This window comes from Streptomyces sp. NPDC003635, assembly GCF_053587635.1.
On the sequence record NZ_JBSFOK010000024.1, the window covers coordinates 86,829 to 106,198 of the forward strand.

12 protein-coding genes are annotated in these 19,370 nt (G+C 68.8%); 3 read left to right on the top strand and 9 right to left on the bottom strand.

The features are described from left to right. Positions 1 to 33: 33 nt before the first annotated feature. The 9 genes from ACWDRW_RS22795 to ngcE form a co-directional block, all read right to left on the bottom strand. Positions 34 to 1,557 (bottom strand): amino acid permease, encoded by a 1,524-nt coding sequence (locus ACWDRW_RS22795; protein WP_451725763.1) that lies wholly within the window; start codon positions 1,555 to 1,557, stop codon positions 34 to 36. 138 nt (positions 1,558 to 1,695) lie between these two features. Continuing rightward, positions 1,696 to 3,624, bottom strand: coding sequence for a 1-deoxy-D-xylulose-5-phosphate synthase (gene dxs, locus ACWDRW_RS22800; RefSeq protein WP_451725765.1), 1,929 nt, complete (start codon positions 3,622 to 3,624; stop codon positions 1,696 to 1,698). Positions 3,625 to 3,817: 193 nt separating this feature from the next. Continuing rightward, positions 3,818 to 5,113, bottom strand: coding sequence for a sugar ABC transporter permease (locus ACWDRW_RS22805; RefSeq protein ID WP_451725767.1), 1,296 nt, complete (start codon positions 5,111 to 5,113; stop codon positions 3,818 to 3,820). Continuing rightward, a complete protein-coding gene (locus ACWDRW_RS22810; protein WP_451725769.1) occupies positions 5,110 to 5,901 on the bottom strand; it encodes an ATP-binding cassette domain-containing protein in 792 nt (263 codons plus the stop codon). The genes ACWDRW_RS22805 and ACWDRW_RS22810 overlap by 4 nt, the downstream gene beginning before the upstream one ends. 184 nt (positions 5,902 to 6,085) lie before the next feature. Continuing rightward, complete coding sequence (locus ACWDRW_RS22815; RefSeq protein ID WP_451725812.1) at positions 6,086 to 7,183, bottom strand: substrate-binding domain-containing protein; 1,098 nt, start codon at positions 7,181 to 7,183, stop codon at positions 6,086 to 6,088. 133 nt (positions 7,184 to 7,316) lie between these two features. Further along, positions 7,317 to 8,516 carry an ROK family transcriptional regulator gene (locus tag ACWDRW_RS22820; protein WP_451725814.1) on the bottom strand — a complete coding sequence of 400 codons (1,200 nt, stop codon included), beginning with the start codon at positions 8,514 to 8,516 and terminating at the stop codon, positions 7,317 to 7,319. Between the two features lie 195 nt (positions 8,517 to 8,711). Next, positions 8,712 to 9,632, bottom strand: coding sequence for a carbohydrate ABC transporter permease (locus ACWDRW_RS22825; RefSeq protein ID WP_451725771.1), 921 nt, complete (start codon positions 9,630 to 9,632; stop codon positions 8,712 to 8,714). A 16-nt stretch (positions 9,633 to 9,648) separates the two neighbouring features. Beyond that, complete coding sequence (locus ACWDRW_RS22830; RefSeq protein ID WP_451725773.1) at positions 9,649 to 10,578, bottom strand: carbohydrate ABC transporter permease; 930 nt, start codon at positions 10,576 to 10,578, stop codon at positions 9,649 to 9,651. A 72-nt stretch (positions 10,579 to 10,650) separates the two neighbouring features. Continuing rightward, positions 10,651 to 12,096, bottom strand: coding sequence for an N-acetylglucosamine/diacetylchitobiose ABC transporter substrate-binding protein (gene ngcE / locus ACWDRW_RS22835; protein ID WP_451725775.1), 1,446 nt, complete (start codon positions 12,094 to 12,096; stop codon positions 10,651 to 10,653). Between the two features lie 346 nt (positions 12,097 to 12,442). Between ngcE and ACWDRW_RS22840 the strand changes: the two genes are divergently transcribed. From ACWDRW_RS22840 to ACWDRW_RS22850, 3 genes are all read left to right on the top strand, one after another. Further along, positions 12,443 to 16,237, top strand: coding sequence for a GH92 family glycosyl hydrolase (locus ACWDRW_RS22840; RefSeq protein ID WP_451725777.1), 3,795 nt, complete (start codon positions 12,443 to 12,445; stop codon positions 16,235 to 16,237). A 203-nt stretch (positions 16,238 to 16,440) separates the two neighbouring features. Then, on the top strand, positions 16,441 to 17,802 hold the full coding sequence (locus ACWDRW_RS22845) for a hypothetical protein (RefSeq protein ID WP_451725779.1): 1,362 nt from the start codon (positions 16,441 to 16,443) through the stop codon (positions 17,800 to 17,802). A 77-nt stretch (positions 17,803 to 17,879) separates the two neighbouring features. Next, complete coding sequence (locus ACWDRW_RS22850; protein ID WP_451725781.1) at positions 17,880 to 19,112, top strand: AAA family ATPase; 1,233 nt, start codon at positions 17,880 to 17,882, stop codon at positions 19,110 to 19,112. The last annotated feature ends 258 nt before the right edge of the window (positions 19,113 to 19,370 follow it).

The following is a 19,370-nucleotide window of genomic DNA, read 5'->3' on the forward strand; positions in this document are numbered from 1 at the left end:
GACATACGGGGCCGGGAGGTCAAACAGAACTGACTACTGCATGTCACCGCGGGGCGGTTCCCCGGCACCGCCGACCGAGGTCTGCTCCTCCCGTCCGAGGCGGCTGTGGGAGCGGCCGTAGAGGAAGTACACGACGAAGCCGGCGGCCATCCAGATCGCGAACCGGATCCAGGTCTCGGCGGGCAGGTTGATCATCAGCCACAGCGAGGCGCACACCGACAGGATCGGGATGACCGGCACCCACGGGGTGCGGAAGGCCCGGTGCAGGTCGGGGCGCGTCCTGCGGAGGATGATCACGCCGATCGAGACGACCACGAACGCGAACAGGGTGCCGATGTTCACCAGGGCGGCGAGTTCGGTCAGCGGGGTGAAGCCGGCGAGCACCGCGATGATCACGCCGAGCAGGATGGTCGGCCGGTGCGGGGTCTTGAACCGCGGGTGGACGCGGGAGAAGAAGCGCGGCAGCAGCCCGTCCCGGCTCATCGCGAAGAAGACACGGGTCTGGCCGAGCAGCAGGATCATGCAGACCGTCGTCAGGCCGACCGCGGCGCCGAAGCTGATGAAGCCCGCGAACCAGGGATGTCCGGTGGCCTTGAAGGCGTCGGCGAGCGGCGCGTCCACGGACAGCTCGCTGTAGTGCTGCATGCCCGTGACGACGATCGACACGGCGACGTACAGCGCGGTGCAGATGAGGAGGGACCCGATGATGCCGCGCGGCATGTCGCGCTGCGGGTTCCTGGTCTCCTCGGCCGCCGTGGCCACCACGTCGAAGCCGATGAAGGCGAAGAACACGACCGAGGCGGCGGTGAAGATGCCCATCACGCCGAAGTTGGAGGGAGCCCAGCCGAACATCAGCTGGATGAGCGGGGCCTGGAGACTCTCGCCCGCCTCCACGGCCTGCGCCTTCGGGATGAAGGGGTCGTAGTTGTCGCCGTCGATCAGGAAGGCGCCCGCGATGATCACGGTCAGCACGACGGTCACCTTGATGGCGACGACGAGCGAGGTGATCCGCGCCGACAGCTTCATGCCGAGGACGAGGATGAAGGTGAGGACGAGGACGAGCGCGGCGGCGAGGATGTCGAAGCCGAAGGCGTCGGCGCCCTCTCTGCTGCCCAGGGCCGCGGGCATCTCCCAGCCCGCGTTGTCCATGAGCGACTGGACGTAGCCCGACCAGCCGACGGCCACCACCGCCGTGCCGAGCGCGAACTCCAGGACCAGGTCCCAGCCGATGATCCAGGCGGGCAGTTCCCCGAGGGAGGCATAGGAAAAGGTGTAGGCGGACCCGGCGACCGGGACCGTGGAGGCGAACTCGGCATAACAGAGCGCGGCGAGCGCGCAGGCGACGCCGGCCGCCACGAAGGCGAGGGCGACGGCGGGCCCCGCGTTGTTCTTGGCAACGGTGCCGGTCAGGACGAAGATGCCGGTGCCGATGATGACACCGACGCCGAAGACCGTCAGATCGAGCGCGGACAGGGATTTCTTGAGCGCGTGCTCGGGTTCCTCGGTATCGAGGATGGACTGCTCGACCTTCTTCGTCCGGAAGAGGGTGTTGCTCATGGGCGTACCTCCGACGCTTGTCGTCCTCGACATGATCGAGAGGGGGCGTGGTGCGTATGCCCTGACACAAGCGCTGTCACACGGACGGGCCGGTTCCACCACCGCAAAGGGGGGTGGGACCGGCCCATTCGGCGGTACTCAGTCGCGCGCGGGCTCCACCGAGTCGACCTCGGCGGCCGTACGGTCGAACCGGCCGTCCAGTTTGGAGACGAGCCCGGTGACCTGGCGGGCGATGTCCGGGGCCGTGAGGCCGATCTCCGCCATGACCTCGGCGCGCGAGGCGTGGTCGAGGAAGCGCGGCGGGATGCCGAAGTCACGCAGCGGGACGTCGACGCCCGCGTCCCGCAGCGCCTGGGCGACGGCGGAGCCGACGCCGCCGACGCGGGAGTTGTCCTCCACGGTGACGACCACCCGGTGCCGATCGGCGAGCGGGGCCATGGCCTCGTCGACGGGCTTGACCCAGCGCGGGTCGACGACGGTGGTGGAGATGCCCTGCTTGTCGAGCAGGTCCGCGATCTCCAGGCACATCGGCGCGAGGGCGCCGACCGAGACGAGCAGCACGTCGGGCCGGTCGGTGCCCGGCTCGCGCAGCACGTCCATGCCGCCGACGCGGCCCACGGCCGGTACGGCGGGGCCGACGGCGCCCTTGGAGAAGCGGACCACGGTCGGCGCGTCCTCGACCTCGACGGCCTCCCGGAGCTGGGCGCGGACCTGGTCGGCGTCGCGCGGGGCGGCGAGCCTGAGGCCGGGCACGACCTGGAGGATCGACATGTCCCACATGCCGTTGTGGGAGGCGCCGTCGGTGCCGGTGATGCCGGCCCGGTCCAGGACGAAGGTCACCCCGCACTTGTGCAGGGCCACGTCCATGAGGACCTGGTCGAAGGCGCGGTTGAGGAAGGTGGCGTAGACGGCGAAGACCGGGTGCACCCCGCCCGTGGCCAGGCCGGCCGCGGAGACGGCGCCGTGCTGCTCGGCGATGCCCACGTCGTAGACCCGGTCGGGGAACGCCTTGGCGAACTTGTCCAGGCCGACCGGCTGGAGCATCGCGGCGGTGATCGCGACGATGTCCTCGCGCTCCTTGCCGAGCGCGACCATCTCCTCGCCGAAGACGGACGTCCAGTCGGCGCCGGAGGAGGCGATCGGCAGTCCGGTGTCGGGGTGGATCTTGCCGACGGCGTGGAAGCGGTCCGCCTCGTCCTGGAGGGCGGGCTGGTAGCCGCGGCCCTTCTCGGTGAGGCAGTGCACGATGACCGGGCCGCCGAAGCGCTTGGCGCGGGCGAGGGCGGACTCCAGGGCCTCGATGTCGTGGCCGTCGATGGGGCCGACGTACTTCAGGCCGAGGTCCTCGAACATGCCCTGCGGGGCGATGAAGTCCTTCAGGCCCTTCTTGGCGCCGTGCAGGGTCTCGTAGAGCGGCCTGCCGACGACCGGGGTGCGGTCGAGGATCTCCTTGGTGCGGCTCAGGAAGCGCTCGTAGCCGTCGGTGGTGCGCAGCGTCGCGAGGTGGTTCGCCAGGCCGCCGATGGTGGGCGCGTACGACCGCTCGTTGTCGTTGACGACGATGACGAGGGGGCGGTCCTTGGCCTCGGCGATGTTGTTCAGCGCCTCCCAGGCCATGCCGCCGGTGAGGGCGCCGTCCCCGATCACGGCCACGACGTGGTCGTCGCGTTTCCGGATCTGGTTGGCTTTCGCCAGGCCGTCGGCCCAGCCGAGGACCGTGGAGGCGTGGCTGTTCTCGATGACGTCGTGCTCGGACTCGGCCTGCGAGGGGTAGCCGGACAGGCCGCCCTTCATCTTCAGCCGGGAGAAGTCCTGGCGGCCGGTGAGGAGCTTGTGGACGTAGGACTGGTGGCCGGTGTCCCACAGCACCTTGTCCTTCGGCGACTCGAAGACCCGGTGCAGGGCGATGGTCAGCTCCACCACACCGAGGTTGGGGCCGAGGTGGCCGCCGGTCTTGGACACGGCGTCGACGAGGAAGGTCCGGATCTCCCCTGCCAGCTGGTCCAGCTGCTCCAGGCTGAGCCGGTCCAGATCGCGCGGTCCCCTGATGCGGGTCAGCAGCGGCACCCGTGCCTCCTTGCAGTAGAGCTGTTCGAGCTGTTGCCGGGCTTGTCGAGTCTAATGTTCCGTCTTCGCGGACCGCGCCCGGGCGGTGCGTCGTAGGTCACGCGACCGGCTGTACCCACAATGTGGCGTTCCTACGACATGACTGTTGCCCGGTACCCCCATTGGTACCGGGCAACAGGTCTCACGGGATGCGCTAGGCGCGGCCGGCGGTCTTCTGGGTCTTGCGGGTGACCGCGTCGATGACGACGGTCGCCAGCAGGACACCACCGGTGATCATGTACTGGACCGGGGAGGCGATGCCCTCCAGGGCCAGGCCGTACTGGATCGAGACGATCACGAGAACACCGAGCAGGGCGTTCCACGTGCGGCCCCGGCCACCGAACAGCGAGGTACCGCCGATGACGGCCGCCGCGATGGCGTTCATCAGCAGGTCACCGGCGCCGGCGCCCTGGTTCGCCGAGGCGATCTTGGACGCGATGAACAGACCGCCGATGGCGGCGAAGGTGCCGGAGATCGCGAAGACCGAGATCCGGACCATCTCGACGTTGATGCCCGCACGACGGGAGGCCTCGACGCTGCCGCCGAGCGCGAACACCTTGCGGCCGTAGGAGGTGCGGCGCAGCACGAAGTCCGTCACCAGCAGGACCGCGATGAAGAGCACCACGGCCAGCGGCAGGCCCTTGTGCGAGTTGTAGACCATGGCAGCGGCCACGGAGACGATCCCCAGCAGCGCGGTGCGCAGGATGGTGTCGCTCAGCGGCCTCGACGGCACGCCCGCGGCCTCGCGGCGGCGGTTGTCGTAGAAGGAGCTGAGGAAGTACAGCACCGTCGCGGCGATGGCGAGGCCGTAGGCGGCGGCCACGTCGGAGAAGTAGTAACCGGTCAGCTGGCCCACGAGGCCTTCGCTGTCCAGGTTGATGGTGCCGCTGTCGCCCAGGATCTTGAGCATGAAGCCGTTCCAGAACAGCAGACCGGCCAGGGTCACGGCGAAGGCGGGGACGCCGATCTTCGCGAAGAAGAAGCCGTGGATGGCGCCGGCGGCGGTGCCGGTGAGGATGGCCAGCACGAAGGCGAGCCACTCGTTCATGCCGTTGGTGACGTTCAGCACCGCGAAGGAGGCGCCCGCGACACCGGAGACCGAGCCGACCGAGAGGTCGATCTCGCCGAGCAGCAGGACGAACACGATGCCGACGGCGATCATGCCCGTGCCGACCATGGCGACGGAGATGTCGGAGAGGTTGCCGGCGGTGAGGAAGTTGGAGTTCAGGCTCTGGAAGATGATCCAGATGACCGCCAGACCGATGACGACCGGGAGGGAACCCAGGTCGCCGGCCTTCATCTTGCGCTTGAACTCGGAGACGTAGCCCGCGAGGCCCTGCTCGCGCACCAGGAGCCGGGGGTCCACCACGGTGACGGCCGCGGCCGCCGCCTCGGGGTTCTCCACCACGTGGTCCTCGGGCGGCGTGGAGGTCTTGTCGATGCTGCTCACTTCTTGATCTCCCCATTGCTGCGCGCCGCACGACGGGTCACGGCGTTGTCCGTGGCGCCGGTGATGGCGGAGATGATCTCTTCCTGCGAGGTCGACTTGACCTCGAAGACGCCGTTGTTGCGCCCGAGGCGCAGGACGGCGACCTTGTCGGCGACCGCCTTCACATCGGCCATGTTGTGGCTGATGAGGATGACGGCGTGGCCGCGCTCGCGCAGCCGCTCCACCAGGTCGAGCACCTGTGCGGTCTGCTCGACGCCGAGGGCGGCGGTGGGCTCGTCCAGGATGACCAGCTTGGGCTCGCCCAGCATGGAGCGGGCGATGGCGACCGTCTGGCGCTGACCGCCGGAGAGCGAGGCGATCGGGATACGGACGCTGGGAATGCGGATCGACAGCGTGTCCAGCAGCTCGCGGGAGCGGCGCTCCATCTCCACCTCGTCCAGGACACCGCGCTTGCGCAGCTCCCGGCCCAGGTAGAGGTTGCCGACGACATCGATGTTGTCGCACAGCGCGAGGTCCTGGTAGACCGTCGCGATGCCCAGGCTCTGGGCGTCGTGCGGCCGGTTGATCGTTACGGCCTTGCCGTCCCACTCGATGGCACCGTCATCGATGGGGTGCACGCCGGCGATCGTCTTCACCAGCGTGGACTTTCCGGCGCCGTTGTCGCCGACCAGGGCGACCACCTCACCGGCGTGGACCTCAAGCTCTACGTCGGTGAGCGCCTGGACGGCACCGAATCGCTTGGAGACCCCGCGCAACGCCAGCACGGGCGTAGCGGACACGTGAATCATCTCCTTCGCCGCCTGACCCGGCGGGAGGTTGTGCATGAAAAGTAGGGGGGAAGTTCCGTCCGGCGCCCCGCGCCGAGCTTGCGGGGCTGTCGAGTGCGCGGGGCACCGGAGGAGCCTGGAGCTTCAAGTCCCGTACCGGAATTCAAGAGCGAATCCCGGTACTTGGAAAGGGGACCCGAGCTGTTTACTCGAGGCCGATCTTCTCGCAGGCCGCCTTGTACTTGGCGGTGCAGATCTCGGCGACGGTGTAGACGCCGTCCTTGACGACGGTGTCCTTGATGTTGTCCTGGGTCAGCGAGGTGACGTCGACCAGGACGGACGGGATGCCCTTGTTGGTGGGGCTGTCGACCTTGTCCTTGGCGACGGAGTCGAGCGACTTGCCCTGGGCGAGCGCGACGGCCATCTCGGCGGCGGCGTCGGCCTCGGGGGCGTACGGCTTGTAGACGCTCATGTACTGCTCACCCGTGACGATGCGCTGCACACCGGCGAGCTCGGCGTCCTGACCGGTCACCGGGACGTCGATGCCGGCGGCCTTGAGGGCGGTGATGATACCGCCGGCCATGCCGTCATTGGCGGAGTAGACGCCGATGATCTTGTCCTTGCCGATCGCCGAGATCGCGCCCTCCATGTTGGCGTTGGCGTTCTCCGGCTTCCACTCCTTGGTGTCGTACTCCTTGCCGACGTTCACCTTGCCGTCGAGGACGGAGTGCGCGCCCTCCTTGAACTGAGCCGCGTTCGGGTCGGTGGAGGAACCGTTCATCATGACGATCTGGCCGTCCTTGGCCTTGTCGCCAAGGGCCTCCAGGAGCGCCTCGCCCTGGGTCTTGCCGACCGTCACGTTGTCGAACGACGTGTAGGCGTCGATCGGGCCCTGCGCCAGGCGGTCGTAGGCGACGACCGGGATGCCCGCGTCCTTGGCCTTCTGCACGGAGGACTTGATGGCCGCGGAGTCGACCGCGTCCAGGATGATCACGTCCACCTTGTTGGTGATCATCGAGTCGACCTGCTGGCTCTGCGTGCTGGCGTCCTGCTTGGCGTTGGCGTAGACGACCTCGCCCTTGCCGTTCGTCAGCTCGCCGATCTTCTTCTCGATCAGCGGGCGGTCGAACTTCTCGTAACGCGCGGTCTGGTTCTCCGGAAGGAGGAGGCCGACCTTGATGTCGTCGCCCTTCTTGGCGCCCGACGTGGTGGAGCCGTTGTCGCCCGCTTCATCGGCGCTGCCACAGGCGGCGAGCGAGATGGCCATTGCACCTGCGGCAACGGCGACGGCGGCACGACGCATACGCGTGTTCACTTCAGAAACCTCCCTGACGAGGCCGCGTCGTTGCGGCCGAGGTGGCTGGAAGTCAACTCGGCCACGCGTGCGACGTCAAGAAGTAAATCCTTAACGGGTTGGCAACGGTGCCATCCGTTCTCTAAGTGAAGGCGGGTGCCGCAGCATGCAGGGTGCCGTCCAAAAGGGTCGAATCGCCCATCTCGCTGAGTGCGAGAGCGAGCGCTCCGAGCACCTCCGCACGGCCTCCAAGGGCCCCTGGGAGAACGGAGAGTTGACGTGCCGCGCTGGGGATCGCGTACCGGCTCACGGACTCCCTGATGGGCCCGAGAACCAGCTCGCCGGCCTCGGCGAGATCGCCGCCGAGGACCACCCGGCTCGGGTTCAGGAGATTGCAGAGATTGGCCACTCCACTGCCGATGTGTCGGCCGACGTCGGCGATCACCCGACGGCAGCCCGGATCCCCGTCCCTGGCCAGCCGTACGACACCTTCCATGGTGAGATCCGTGCCGTGACTGGACTGGAGGAGCGGCAGCACGTAACGGGCGGCCGCGAAGGTCTCCAGGCAGCCGCGGTTTCCACAACGGCAGACCGGGCCGGACTCGTCAAGTGTAATATGTCCGATTTCTCCTGCGGTGCCACCAGGTCCCCGGTAGATCTTTCCGTTGATCACCAGACCCGCGCCGACACCGCTCGCGACCTTGATGTACGCCAGATCCCGCACCCCCCGGCCGCTCCCCCAGACGAGCTCGCCGAGGGCGCCGAGGTTGGCGTCGTTGTCCACGTGCACCGGCACTCCGAGCCGACCGCCCAGTTCCTCGGCGGGTTTGGTGCCGGTCCAGCCCGGCAGGATGGCGGTCGAGCCGAGCGTCCCGGACTCCACGTCGATCGGACCCGGCACGCCGAGACCCACGCCCGCGACCTTCGAGCGGTCCACGCCGGTCGCCGCGATCAGGCGGTTGACCAGCTCTTCCGCCCGGTCGAAGCCCTGTGTCGAGGAGGCGTCCACGTCCAGCGGCTCGGACTCCTCGGCCAGTACCTGATGGGCGAGGTTGCCGATCGCGACGCGCAGGTGGGCGTGGCCGAAGTCGACGCCGATGACGATGCCGGCGTCCCCGCTCAGGGAGACGCTGCGTGCCCGGCGGCCGCCCGCCGAAGTGGGCGTGACCTCGACGGTTCCGCCGTCCTTCAGCTCCCGGACGATATTGGAGACCGTCGCCGCGGACAGGCCCGTCGTCCTGGCGATCTCCGCCTGGGTGAGCGAGCCGGCCAGCCGTACGGCCCGGACGACCCGTTCCAGGTTGGCTCGGTGCAGCGACGACTGCGACCCCGGAGTCTCCACGACGACCTCCTGCGCGCGGGACCGCTTCAGTGAGGCCCCGTCTATGTCCAACTAGTGAACTCTAAGCTGAGCTGTTCGGGTTGCCTCCCGTCAAGAGGTTGAACAGTATCCGGGGTCTTGGACACACCGACGCACGCCGCTCCCAGGGACGGGAACGGCGTGCGTACGAGCGACTGCCGAGGGTTACTTCGGGGCTTACTTCAAGGTTGCGGACGTCAGACCCGCCTGCACCTGGCGCTGGAAGGACAGGTACACGACCAGCATGGGGATCATCGCGATGGTGACGCCCGCGAAGAGCACCGGCAGGTCGGAGGCGTACCCCTGCTGCTGCTGAAGCTGGATGAGCCCCTGGGTGAGCACATAGCGCTCGGGATCGTCACCGCTCTGCGGCTGCATCAGCACCGTCGGCAGGATGAACTGGTTCCACTGGCCGAGAGTGTTGAAGATGCCGACGCTGAGCAGTCCCGGCTTCGCCATCGGCAGCATGACCTGGAAGAAGGCCCGGCTGTGGGAGGCGCCGTCCAGGATCGCCGCCTCGAACACCGCCGTCGGCAGGGTCCGGAAGAAGGCGTGCATGAAGAAGACCGTGAACGGCATCGAGTAGGCGACGTAGACCAGGATCAGGCCCTGGTACGTGTTCAGCATGTCGAGGCGTTTGACCATGAAGAACAGCGGGACCAGCGCCAGGAACACCGGGAACATCGCGCCCGCGACGAAGAAGTAGTAGAGGAAGCGGTTCCCCCAGAACTGGTAGCGGGCCAGCACGTACGCCGCCATCGAGCCGAACAGCATGGTCAGCGGGACCGAGAAGATCAGCACGATGACGGTGTTGACGAAGTAGTCCCCGATGCCCTTGTCCCAGGCCCGGGAGAACACGTCGAACGACCAGTTCTCCGGCCAGCCGAAGGCCGAGGAGCCGATCTGCACGTCGGACTTGAAGCTGCTGAGCACCAGCCACAGCAGCGGCAGCACGATCAGCAGCGCCCACAGGGCGAGGAAGCCGTGCGAGAAGACGTTCAGTACGACGCCCTCGCTGCGCTCGTCGCCCGGTCGGGCCGGGGTCTTGTCCACGGGCCGCCCGGTGGGCGGCGCGGATTCCTTGATGGGTGCGCTCATCGTCGTCTCTCCCCGCTCAGAACTCGATGCGCTCGCGGCGGGTGGCGCGCAGCGTGACCACGGACACGATCAGGGTGAGCAGCAGCATGATGACGCCCATGGCGCAGGCGTAGCCGCTCTTGCCGTACAGCAGGAAGTTCCGCATCATCACCGTCGCCATGACCTCGCTGTGGTGGTCGGGGCCGCCGCCGTAGTCACCGGAGGTCATGGTCGTCACCAGGATGAACATGTCCATCGCGGCGATGCCGAGGTAGACCCAGGCGGTCTGCACGGAGTCCCACAACAGGGGCAGGGTGATGCGGAAGAAGGTGTGGGCGCGGCCGGCGCCGTCGATCAGCGCGGCCTCGTAGATGTCCCGCGGGATGGACTGCATGGCCGCGGAGAACAGCACCAGATAGAAGCCGACGCCGTGCCAGACGACCACCGCGATCAGCGCCCACAGCACGATGTCCGGCTCGTTGAGCCACTCCACGGGGCTGCCCTCGTCGACCAGACCGAGCTTGATCAGGAACCCGTTGAGCATGCCGCCGCCGTCGCTGCGGTACACGGCTCCGAACAGCACCGCGAGGATCGCCAGCGACAACACCTGCGGGAAGAAGTAGACGACCTTGTAGAACCGGGAGCCGGCCACCCCCGAGACTCCGCCGGCCCGCCCGCGCCCGCCCGCGTTCAGCATGAACGCGAAGAACAGCGCCAGCAGAATGGTGATCGCCGGGATGAAGATCAGGAACAGGATGTTGTGCCAGATGGCACCCATGAAGATGTCGTCCTTGAACAACGCCTCGTAGTTGTCCAGGCCGACGAAGTTGAAGGTCTGCGACTGGCCCTTCCAGTCGGTCAGCGAATAGCCGAACGTCTGGATGTACGGCCAGATCACGAAGATCACATACAGCGCCACGGGGACGAAGAGAAACCCCGCGACGAACCGGTACTGCCCTTTGCGCATTGGCGTTTCCTGCCCCTGAAGTCCCGTTCCGGGCCGGAGTCGGTCTCCGGCCCGGAGTGCGGTCGGTCGAGATCAGTCCCGTCGGTTCTTCTTGGACTCCGGGTCCTTGGCCTGCTTGTCCACCGCGGCCTGCGCCCGCTTCAGCCACTCCTTGGGCTGAATGCGCTTGGCCATCAGCTCGTTGGAGGCGTTCTCGATGGCCGTCCCCATCTCGCTGTACCACTCGGTGTACAGGAAACGGAAGGTGTTGTCGCCGGCCGCCTTGGAGGCCTCGACGGTCGACTGGGTACCGGGGCGCAGCTGGACGCTCGCGTCCACGCCGTCCTGGAGGATGGTCAGCGAGTTCGCCTCCTTGGCGAACATCGTCGACCACTCCTTGGACAGCATCATCCGCATGAACTCCTGGGCCGCGGGCAGGTTCTTGGCCTTGGCCGGGATGATGAACGGCTCGCCGGAACCGGCCCGGATCGCCTCGAACGGCAACTGGCTGTCGGGCAGCAGCGGCATCGGCAGGAACTTCATGTCGAAGTCCTCGGGCGTCTGCTTCAGCTGCTCGTTCTCCAGCCAGGAACCGCTGGTGATGAAGGCCGCTTTGTACTGGTTCCATCGGGTCTGGGACTCGGTGTGGGTCAGGCCGTTCGTACCGGGCATCAAGTAGCCCTTCTCGACGACCTCGTAGATGGCCTCGACGGCGGCGGTCGCGGCGTCCGAGCCGACGAACGCGTTGGGCTCGAGGTTGTCGATCGCCTTCATGGCGTCCAGACCACCGGTCTTGGCGATCAGGTCCATGATGGCAACGTTGATGTAGTACGGGTACTTGCCCTGGTGGGCGAGGCCGCCGATGCCCTGGGACTTGGCGTCCTTGCAGATGGCCAGGAAGTCGTCCCAGGTCTGGGGCGCCTCCCAGCCCTTCTCCTGGAAGAGCTTGCCGGAGTACCACAGGCCCCACACCGTGTAGATGTAGTTGAGCGCGACGACCTTGCCGCCCTGCATGCCCGCGTCGAGCGTGCCCGGGATCAGGGTGTCGCGGACCTTCTTGCTCGGGTCGTCGATCGACGGGGCCTCCAGGACCGCGTCGAGGTCGAGGAGCTGGCCGTTCTTGGCGAGCACGTCGATCGGGATCTGCTGGGCGCCGGAGTCGTCCACGATGTCCGGCGGGGTGTTGGCGTTGAACCTCGGCTGGAGCTTGCCGGTGATCTCCTGGGTGCCGGTGTGGGTGGAGGTGACCCCCCACTTCTTCTCGAAGGACGCCTCCCACGCCTTGGCGTAGTCGTCGCCGTAGCCGCCCTTGAAGACGACGACGTCGAGCTTGGTGCCCTTCTTCACGCCGAAGGGGTTCTCCTTCGACGTCTTGCCTTCGTTCTCGGTGCCCGAGTCGTCGTCCCCGCCGCCGCTCGCGCAGGCGGACAGGAAGCTCATCGTGGGTACCGAGATCAGGCCGAGCGCGGCGGACCGCTTGATCAGATCGCGGCGGTTCGTGCCCACGGCTGTGCTGTTCGGGTCGGTGTTGGATCCCATGCTCAAGTCCTCGCCTTCTCCAGGACTCAGGCGGTGAACCGGATCCTCCCCGGCACCGCGGTCAGGTCAAGCAGGGTCATGCAGGAAGTACCGTGAATCGCCGACAGGTATAGTCCACTTCCCGCCAGCGGAGCAAGATCGAATGCAAGGTTGGCCGGTGGTCTTTTCCGAGTTGAGACCTCTCGGAAATATGAACGGGCTGTGCACCGCCTGACGGAAATATCCGCGCCATCACCCCCGAATGCCGCAGCCAACACCCTTGACACAACAGGCGACTTGAGCCACAACTAATCCTTGCGCACCGAAGCTGACAACGTTGTCCAGAGCGCGGGGAGAGGGCTTGCCAATGAGTTCGCCGATGAGGCACAGACGTGGCACGGCGGTTGCGTGGGCGACCGCCTTCGCTTTGGCGGTGGGCTCACAGGGCGTCGCGGTCGCCCTGCCCGAGGCCCCAACCGCCGACCGGGAGTTCAGCTCCTCCTTCGAGTCCGGCGACCCGGCTCCGGACTGGCTCAACACCGTCGAGACGGCGCCGGACGGCAGCAAGCGGACCGCGGGCGTGGACGGCGGGTACAGCACCGGCATTCCGGGCAATGTGACCGATCAGGTCACGGACGTCCGCGCGAGCGGGGAGAACGCCGGCGCCCGCGAGGTGAAGGAGAACCTCGTCGACGTCGAGCCGAGCACCAAGTGGCTGACCTTCGCCCCCACCGGCTGGGTGGAGTTCGACCTGGCCACACCGGTCAAGGTGGTCACCTACGCGCTCACGTCGGCCAACGACCACGAGGAGCGCAATCCCGCGGACTGGACCCTCCAGGGCTCCACGGACGGCACGAACTGGACCACGGTGGACACCCGCACCGGGGAGTCCTTCTCCGAGCCGTTCCAGACGAAGACGTACGACATCGCCAATCCCGGTGAATACCGTCATTTCCGGCTGAACATCACCAAGAACAACGGCGGTGACATACTCCAGCTCGCCGACGTCCAGTTCTCCAGGGGCGGGAGCGCCGACCCGATCCCGCAGGACATGCTCTCGCTGGTCGACCGCGGCCCCACCGGCTCGCCGACGGCGAAGGCGGGCGCCGGCTTCACCGGCAAGCGGGCACTGCGCTACGCCGGACGGCACACCGCGGACGGCCGCGCGTACTCGTACAACAAGGTCTTCGACGTCGATGTGGCCGTCGGACGCGACACCCGGCTGTCTTACCGGATCTTCCCGTCCATGGCCGACGGCGACCGCGACTACGACGCCACGAACGTCTCCGTCGACCTCGCCTTCACCGACGGCACGTATCTGAGCGATCTGAAGGCGACCGACCAGCACGGCTTCCCGCTGACCCCGCAGGGGCAGGGAGCCGCCAAGATCCTTTACGTCAACCAGTGGAACAACGTGGCCTCGCGGATCGGGTCGGTCGCGGCCGGCAAGACCGTCGACCGGATCCTGGTGGCGTACGACTCCCCCAAGGGCCCGGCCAAGTTCCGGGGCTGGCTGGACGACGTGGCGCTGAAGGCCGTACCGCGGGAGCGGCCGAAGGCGCATCTGTCGGACTACGCGGTGACCACCCGCGGCACCAACTCCAGCGGCGGCTTCTCGCGCGGCAACAACTTCCCCGCGACGGCGGTGCCCCACGGCTTCAACTTCTGGACACCGGTGACCAACGCCGGCTCGCTGAGCTGGCTCTACGACTACGCGCGGTCCAACAACGCCGACAACCTGCCGACGATCCAGGCGTTCAGCGCGAGCCATGAGCCGAGCCCCTGGATGGGTGACCGGCAGACCTTCCAGGTGATGCCGTCCGCCGCGGCCGGCACGCCCGAACTGGGCCGGGAGGCGCGGCAACTGGCCTTCCGGCACGAGAACGAGACGGCACGGCCGCACTACTACGGCGTGCGATTCGAGAACGGTCTCAAGGCGGAGATGGCGCCGACCGACCACGCGGCCGTCATGCGCTTCACCTACCCGGGCGACGACGCGAGTGTGCTCTTCGACAACGTCACCGACCAGGCGGGGCTGACGCTCGACAAGGAGAACGGGACGTTCACCGGCTACTCCGACGTGAAGTCGGGGCTGTCGACAGGGGCGACCAGGCTGTTCGTGTACGGCGTGTTCGACGCGCCGGTGGAGGAGGGGTCGTCGAGCGGGGTCAAGGGCTATCTGCGGTTCAAGCCCGAGAACAGGACGCTCACCCTGCGCATCGCCACCTCGCTCATCAGCATCGACCAGGCGAAGGACAACCTGCGCCAGGAGATCCCGGAGGGCACCTCCTTCGACGCGGTGAAGAACCGGGCCCAGCGCCAGTGGGACCGGCTGCTCGGCAAGGTCGAGGTCGAGGGCGCCACGCCGGACCAGCTGACCACCCTCTACTCCAGCCTGTACCGGCTGTACCTGTACCCCAACTCCGGTTTCGAGAAGGTCGGTTCGAAGTACCAGTACGCCTCGCCGTTCTCGCCGATGCCGAACCCGGACACCCCGACGCACACCGGCGCGAAGATCGTCGACGGCAAGGTGTACGTCAACAACGGCTTCTGGGACACCTACCGGACGACGTGGCCGGCGTACTCGCTGCTGACGCCCGGTCAGGCCGGTGAGATGGTCGACGGGTTCGTGCAGCAGTACAAGGACGGCGGCTGGACCTCCCGCTGGTCCTCGCCCGGCTACGCGGACCTCATGACCGGCACCTCCTCGGACGTCGCGTTCGCCGACGCCTACGTCAAGGGCGTCGACTTCGACGCGAAGTCGGCGTACGACGCGGCCGTGAAGAACGCGACCGTGGTGCCCCCGTCGTCCGGCGTGGGCCGCAAGGGCATGGAGACCTCGCCCTTCCTCGGCTACACCAGCACCGAGACGCACGAGGGCCTGTCGTGGGCGCTGGAGGGCTACCTCAACGACTACGGCATCGCGAAGATGGGCCAGGCCCTCTACAGGAAGACCGGCGAGAAGCGCTACCGGGAGGAGTCGGAGTACTTCCTGAACCGCGCCCAGGACTACGTCAACCTCTTCGACTCCGAGGCCGGCTTCTTCCAGGGCCGGAACCTCAAGGGCGACTGGCGGGTGGAGTCGGAGAAGTACGACCCGCGCGTGTGGGGCTACGACTACACCGAGACCAACGGCTGGGGCTACGCCTTCACGGCCCCCCAGGACAGCCGAGGGCTCGCCAACCTGTACGGCGGGCGCGCCAAGCTCGGTGACAAGCTGGACGAGTACCTCGCCACCCCGGAGACGGCATCGCCCGAGTTCAAGGGCTCCTACGGCGGCGTCATCCACGAGATGACCGAGGCCCGGGACGTGCGGATGGGCATGTACGGCCACTCCAACCAGGTGGCCCACCACGCCCTGTACATGTTCGACGCGGCCGGACAGCCGTGGAAGACGCAGAAGAACGTCCGCGAGGTGCTCTCCCGCCTCTACACCGGCAGCGAGATCGGCCAGGGCTACCACGGCGACGAGGACAACGGCGAGCAGTCGGCCTGGTTCCTGTTCTCCTCGCTCGGCTTCTACCCGCTCGTGATGGGCAGCGGCGAATACGCGGTCGGCTCACCGCTGTTCACCAAGATGACCGTCCATCTGGAGAACGGCGAGGACCTCGTCGTCAAGGCGCCGAGGAACAGCGCCCGCAATGTGTACGTGCAGGGACTGAAGGTCAACGGCAAGGCGTGGACGTCGACTTCGCTGCCGCACAAGCTGCTCGCCAAGGGTGGGGTCCTGGAGTTCGACATGGGTCCGCGGCCCTCGGCCTGGGGCACCGGCAAGAACGCGGCGCCCGTCTCGATCACCCAGGACGACGAGGTGCCCACCCCCCGGGCGGACGTGCTCAAGGGTGACGGCGCCCTGTTCGACAACACCTCCGCGACCACCGCGACGGTGACCTCCGTCGACCTGCCGACGCAGCGGGCGGCCAAGGGCGTCCAGTACACGCTGACCTCCGCGGACCGCACGAAGGCGCCGACCGGCTGGACCCTCCAGGGCTCCTCCGACGGCACCGAGTGGAAGACGCTGGACCGGCGGACCGGCCAGTCCTTCGCCTGGGACCGGCAGACCAGGGCGTTCTCCGTGGGGACTCCGGGCGCGTACGAGAGGTACCGCCTGGTGCTGGACGGCGAGGCGACCGTCTCGGAGGTCGAACTGCTCGCGGACTGAGTGAAGTTGCCGAGGCCCGTGCGCGGTTCGGGGGCGGCGTCGAGCGTGACGCCGCCCCCGGGCCGTGGCGCGACCGGAGGGGGTGCCGGACGAGTGGGGCGGGTTCTCTGCTGACAGATCGTGATCGCGGTGCTTATGATGCGGGCGATGAAGAACTTCTCCTCTCGTGGATTGGGGGAATCGTCCGCGCAAGGTGAGTGCTGATGGCAGCTCACTTCGCGCCCGCGATTCCGACCCGCCTGTCGATGTGGCAGCGCGTACGCGAGTACGCCGTGCCACCGTCCATGATCGAGACCGCGACCGCCCGCCGTACGGCCGGTGACTGGGCCGGTGCCTGCGCCGCCGCCCGTGTCGACGTCGATCTCGATCTGCGCGCCGTGCGCCACCGCCACGGCACCGAACTCGTCACCCGGCTCCGCGCCGATCTGCGTCGGCTGGCACCGGATCTGCTGCGCTGGCACATGCCCCGGTCCGCCCCCGACGGACGGCTCCGGCCCGGCCTGACCCTCTCCCTGGCCCGCTACCCCGGTCCGCTGCGGCTGGTGGTGCGGACTCCGCCTGCCTGGGCGGACGCCGGGCAACGGATGTCGCTGGCCCTGTGGGAGGAGTCCGGGAGCGGCGTCGGCCCCGGACACCATCCGCATCCGCACCCCGACCGGCGGTTCCGGCTCGATCTGCATCGGCATCTGTGGGATGCGGGGCGGAGTACGGAGCTGGCGGGTCGGCACGAGGGCCTCCTGGCTTCCGACTCCCGCTGGGCCGAAGCGAGTTGGGCCGCGGAGGCAGAGCTGTTGCTGCGGGCCGAGGGCCGTTCTCGTGGGGCCTTCACCGTGCGGCTCGGCGCGCGCAGCCGTGCGGTGCTGGAGCTCTGCGCCCCTGACGACAGCCATGTCCCGGCTGTCCGTCCGGTGCGTCGGGAACCGCCGCCGCAGGAGGTCGCGGCGCTTCCGGTGCTGCCGGAGGCGGCGGCGCGGGTCCTGCCGGACCTGGAGCTGTTGCGGGCCGGGCTGATCAGTGCCGACCGACTGCATCCGCTCGTCGCCGCGGCCCTGCCCACGTACGGGTCGGTACCGGAGACCCGCCCGGCTCCCGAACCCACGGACCCGCATCGGGTGGTGTGCCGGGGCGAGGTGCACCGGATCGCGTTGCGGGACGGGGTGCTGACGGCGGTCGACCACGACCCGGCCGAACTGCGCCGGGAGGAACTGCTGGTGGCGCTCGGTGGGCCGGCGCTGCCCTGTCTGCGGGCGATCGACGCGGTGCACCGCAGCCCGGAGGAGCTGCCGGCGGTCCGGGAGCGGCTCGGCCACGGTGATGTCGCCGGGGCGCTGGCCGTGGTGGAGGGGCTGCTCGGTCCCGGGGCGATGCTGCGCGACGGGCCCCTCCGGGAGGAACTGGAGTCGGCCGCGGCCGGCCGTATCGAGCACGGGCTGTTCCGCTCGGGACTCGTCCCCGTGCATCCCGCCGCCGACGCGGGCGCGCCCCGGCTCGGTCGGCACACGCCCCTGACGTGGCGCAGCAAGCGCGTCAACCGGGCACGGCCCCGAACCGGCATGGCCTCCTGACCGGACGATCTCGTCCCCCTTTCCCGCTTCGGCCCTCGCGGCCTTCCCGTTCCTTCGACACACCCAGGTGATGCCTCATGACTTCTCGCACGCTGCTGCCCGTGGACGCCCAACTCGGCCTCGCCGAAGACCTCCTGACCCTCCTTCGGACGACGACGACCGAACCGCGCCCCGACGAGCAGCTCGAAGCGCTCACCCTGGCCGTCGCGGCCGATCTGCCGGTGCTGCTCTGGGGCGAGCCGGGCATCGGCAAGACGGCGGCCCTGACGCAGCTCGCCGACTCCCTGGACCTGCCGCTGACCACGGTGATCGCCAGCGTCCACGAGCCGACCGACTTCTCCGGACTGCCGATCGTGGGCGACGACCCGGCGGTGCGGGGCGTCCCGATGGCGCCGCCGCAGTGGGCCGTGGAACTGGTCCGCGCCGGGCGGGGACTGCTCTTCCTGGACGAACTGTCCACCGCCACCCCGGCCGTCCAGGCCGCGCTGCTCCGGGTCGTGCTGGAGCGGCGGGTCGGCGCCCTGCAACTGCCGCCGGGCGTCCGGATCGTGGCCGCCGCCAATCCGCGCGCGTCGGCGGCGGACGGGTGGGAGCTGAGCCCGCCCCTGGCCAACCGGTTCGTGCACCTGTACTGGGTGCACGACAAGGACGTGGTGGTACGCGGTCTCGGCGGGGTCTGGCCCCGGGCCGAACTGCCCCACCTGGACCCGGAACGACTGCCGGAGGCCGTGGCCTTCGCCCGGCGCGCGGTATGCGGCTTTCTGAAGGCCCGGCCGACGCTGATCCACCGGCTGCCGAGCACCGAGACCCGGCGCGGCGGCGCCTGGCCCTCGCCCCGCAGCTGGGAGGCCGCGCTGACCCTGCTGGCCTTCGGCACGGCGGCCGGCGTGTCCCGGGACGTGCTGGCGCTGCTGGTGCGGGGCGCGGTGGGCGACGGGCCCGGTCTGGAACTCCTCGCCCACCTGGACCGGATGGACCTGCCGGACCCGGAGCTGCTGCTCGCCGACCCGGCCCGTGCCGAACTCCCGGAGCGGGGTGACCTCAGGCAGGCCGCGCTGGAGGCGGTGGTGGCCGCCGTCGGAGCGCGGCCGGAACGGGAGCGCTGGGAGGCGGGCTGGGCGGTGCTGGTCCGTGCCCTGGAGACGGGCGCGCCGGACCTGTTGGTCGCCCCGGCCAAGGCGCTGGCCGCGGTGCGGCGCGACGACTGGGAGGTGCCGCGGGCGGTGGAACGGCTCGCGGCGATCGTCGGCCTGTCCGAACGCGCCACCCGCTCGGTGGAAACCGCCCGCACCCCGGCGACGCGCCGATGACCGACACCGAGCACAGCCCGACCCCACCCGCCACGCCGACTACCGACACCGAGCCCCGCCTGAACCCAGCCACCGCGCCGACGCCCGGGCCCACACCACACCCGCACCCCAGCGCCGCGCCAACGACCGACACCGAGCACCGCCCGACCCCACCCACCGCACCGACGCCCGGGCCCACACCACACCCGCACCCCAGCGCCGCGCCAACGACCGACACCGAGCACCGCCCGACCCCACCCACCGCACCGACGCCCGGGC

Coding starts and splice junctions, on each gene's coding strand:
- ACWDRW_RS22840 (WP_451725777.1), top strand. CDS start 12,443: ATGAGTTCGCCGATGAGGCACAGACGTGGCACGGCGGTTGCGTGGGCG.
- ACWDRW_RS22830 (WP_451725773.1), bottom strand. CDS start 10,578: ATGCGCAAAGGGCAGTACCGGTTCGTCGCGGGGTTTCTCTTCGTCCCC.
- ACWDRW_RS22815 (WP_451725812.1), bottom strand. CDS start 7,183: ATGCGTCGTGCCGCCGTCGCCGTTGCCGCAGGTGCAATGGCCATCTCG.
- ACWDRW_RS22795 (WP_451725763.1), bottom strand. CDS start 1,557: ATGAGCAACACCCTCTTCCGGACGAAGAAGGTCGAGCAGTCCATCCTC.
- ACWDRW_RS22810 (WP_451725769.1), bottom strand. CDS start 5,901: ATGATTCACGTGTCCGCTACGCCCGTGCTGGCGTTGCGCGGGGTCTCC.
- ACWDRW_RS22850 (WP_451725781.1), top strand. CDS start 17,880: ATGACTTCTCGCACGCTGCTGCCCGTGGACGCCCAACTCGGCCTCGCC.
- ACWDRW_RS22825 (WP_451725771.1), bottom strand. CDS start 9,632: ATGAGCGCACCCATCAAGGAATCCGCGCCGCCCACCGGGCGGCCCGTG.
- ACWDRW_RS22845 (WP_451725779.1), top strand. CDS start 16,441: ATGGCAGCTCACTTCGCGCCCGCGATTCCGACCCGCCTGTCGATGTGG.
- ngcE (WP_451725775.1), bottom strand. CDS start 12,096: ATGGGATCCAACACCGACCCGAACAGCACAGCCGTGGGCACGAACCGC.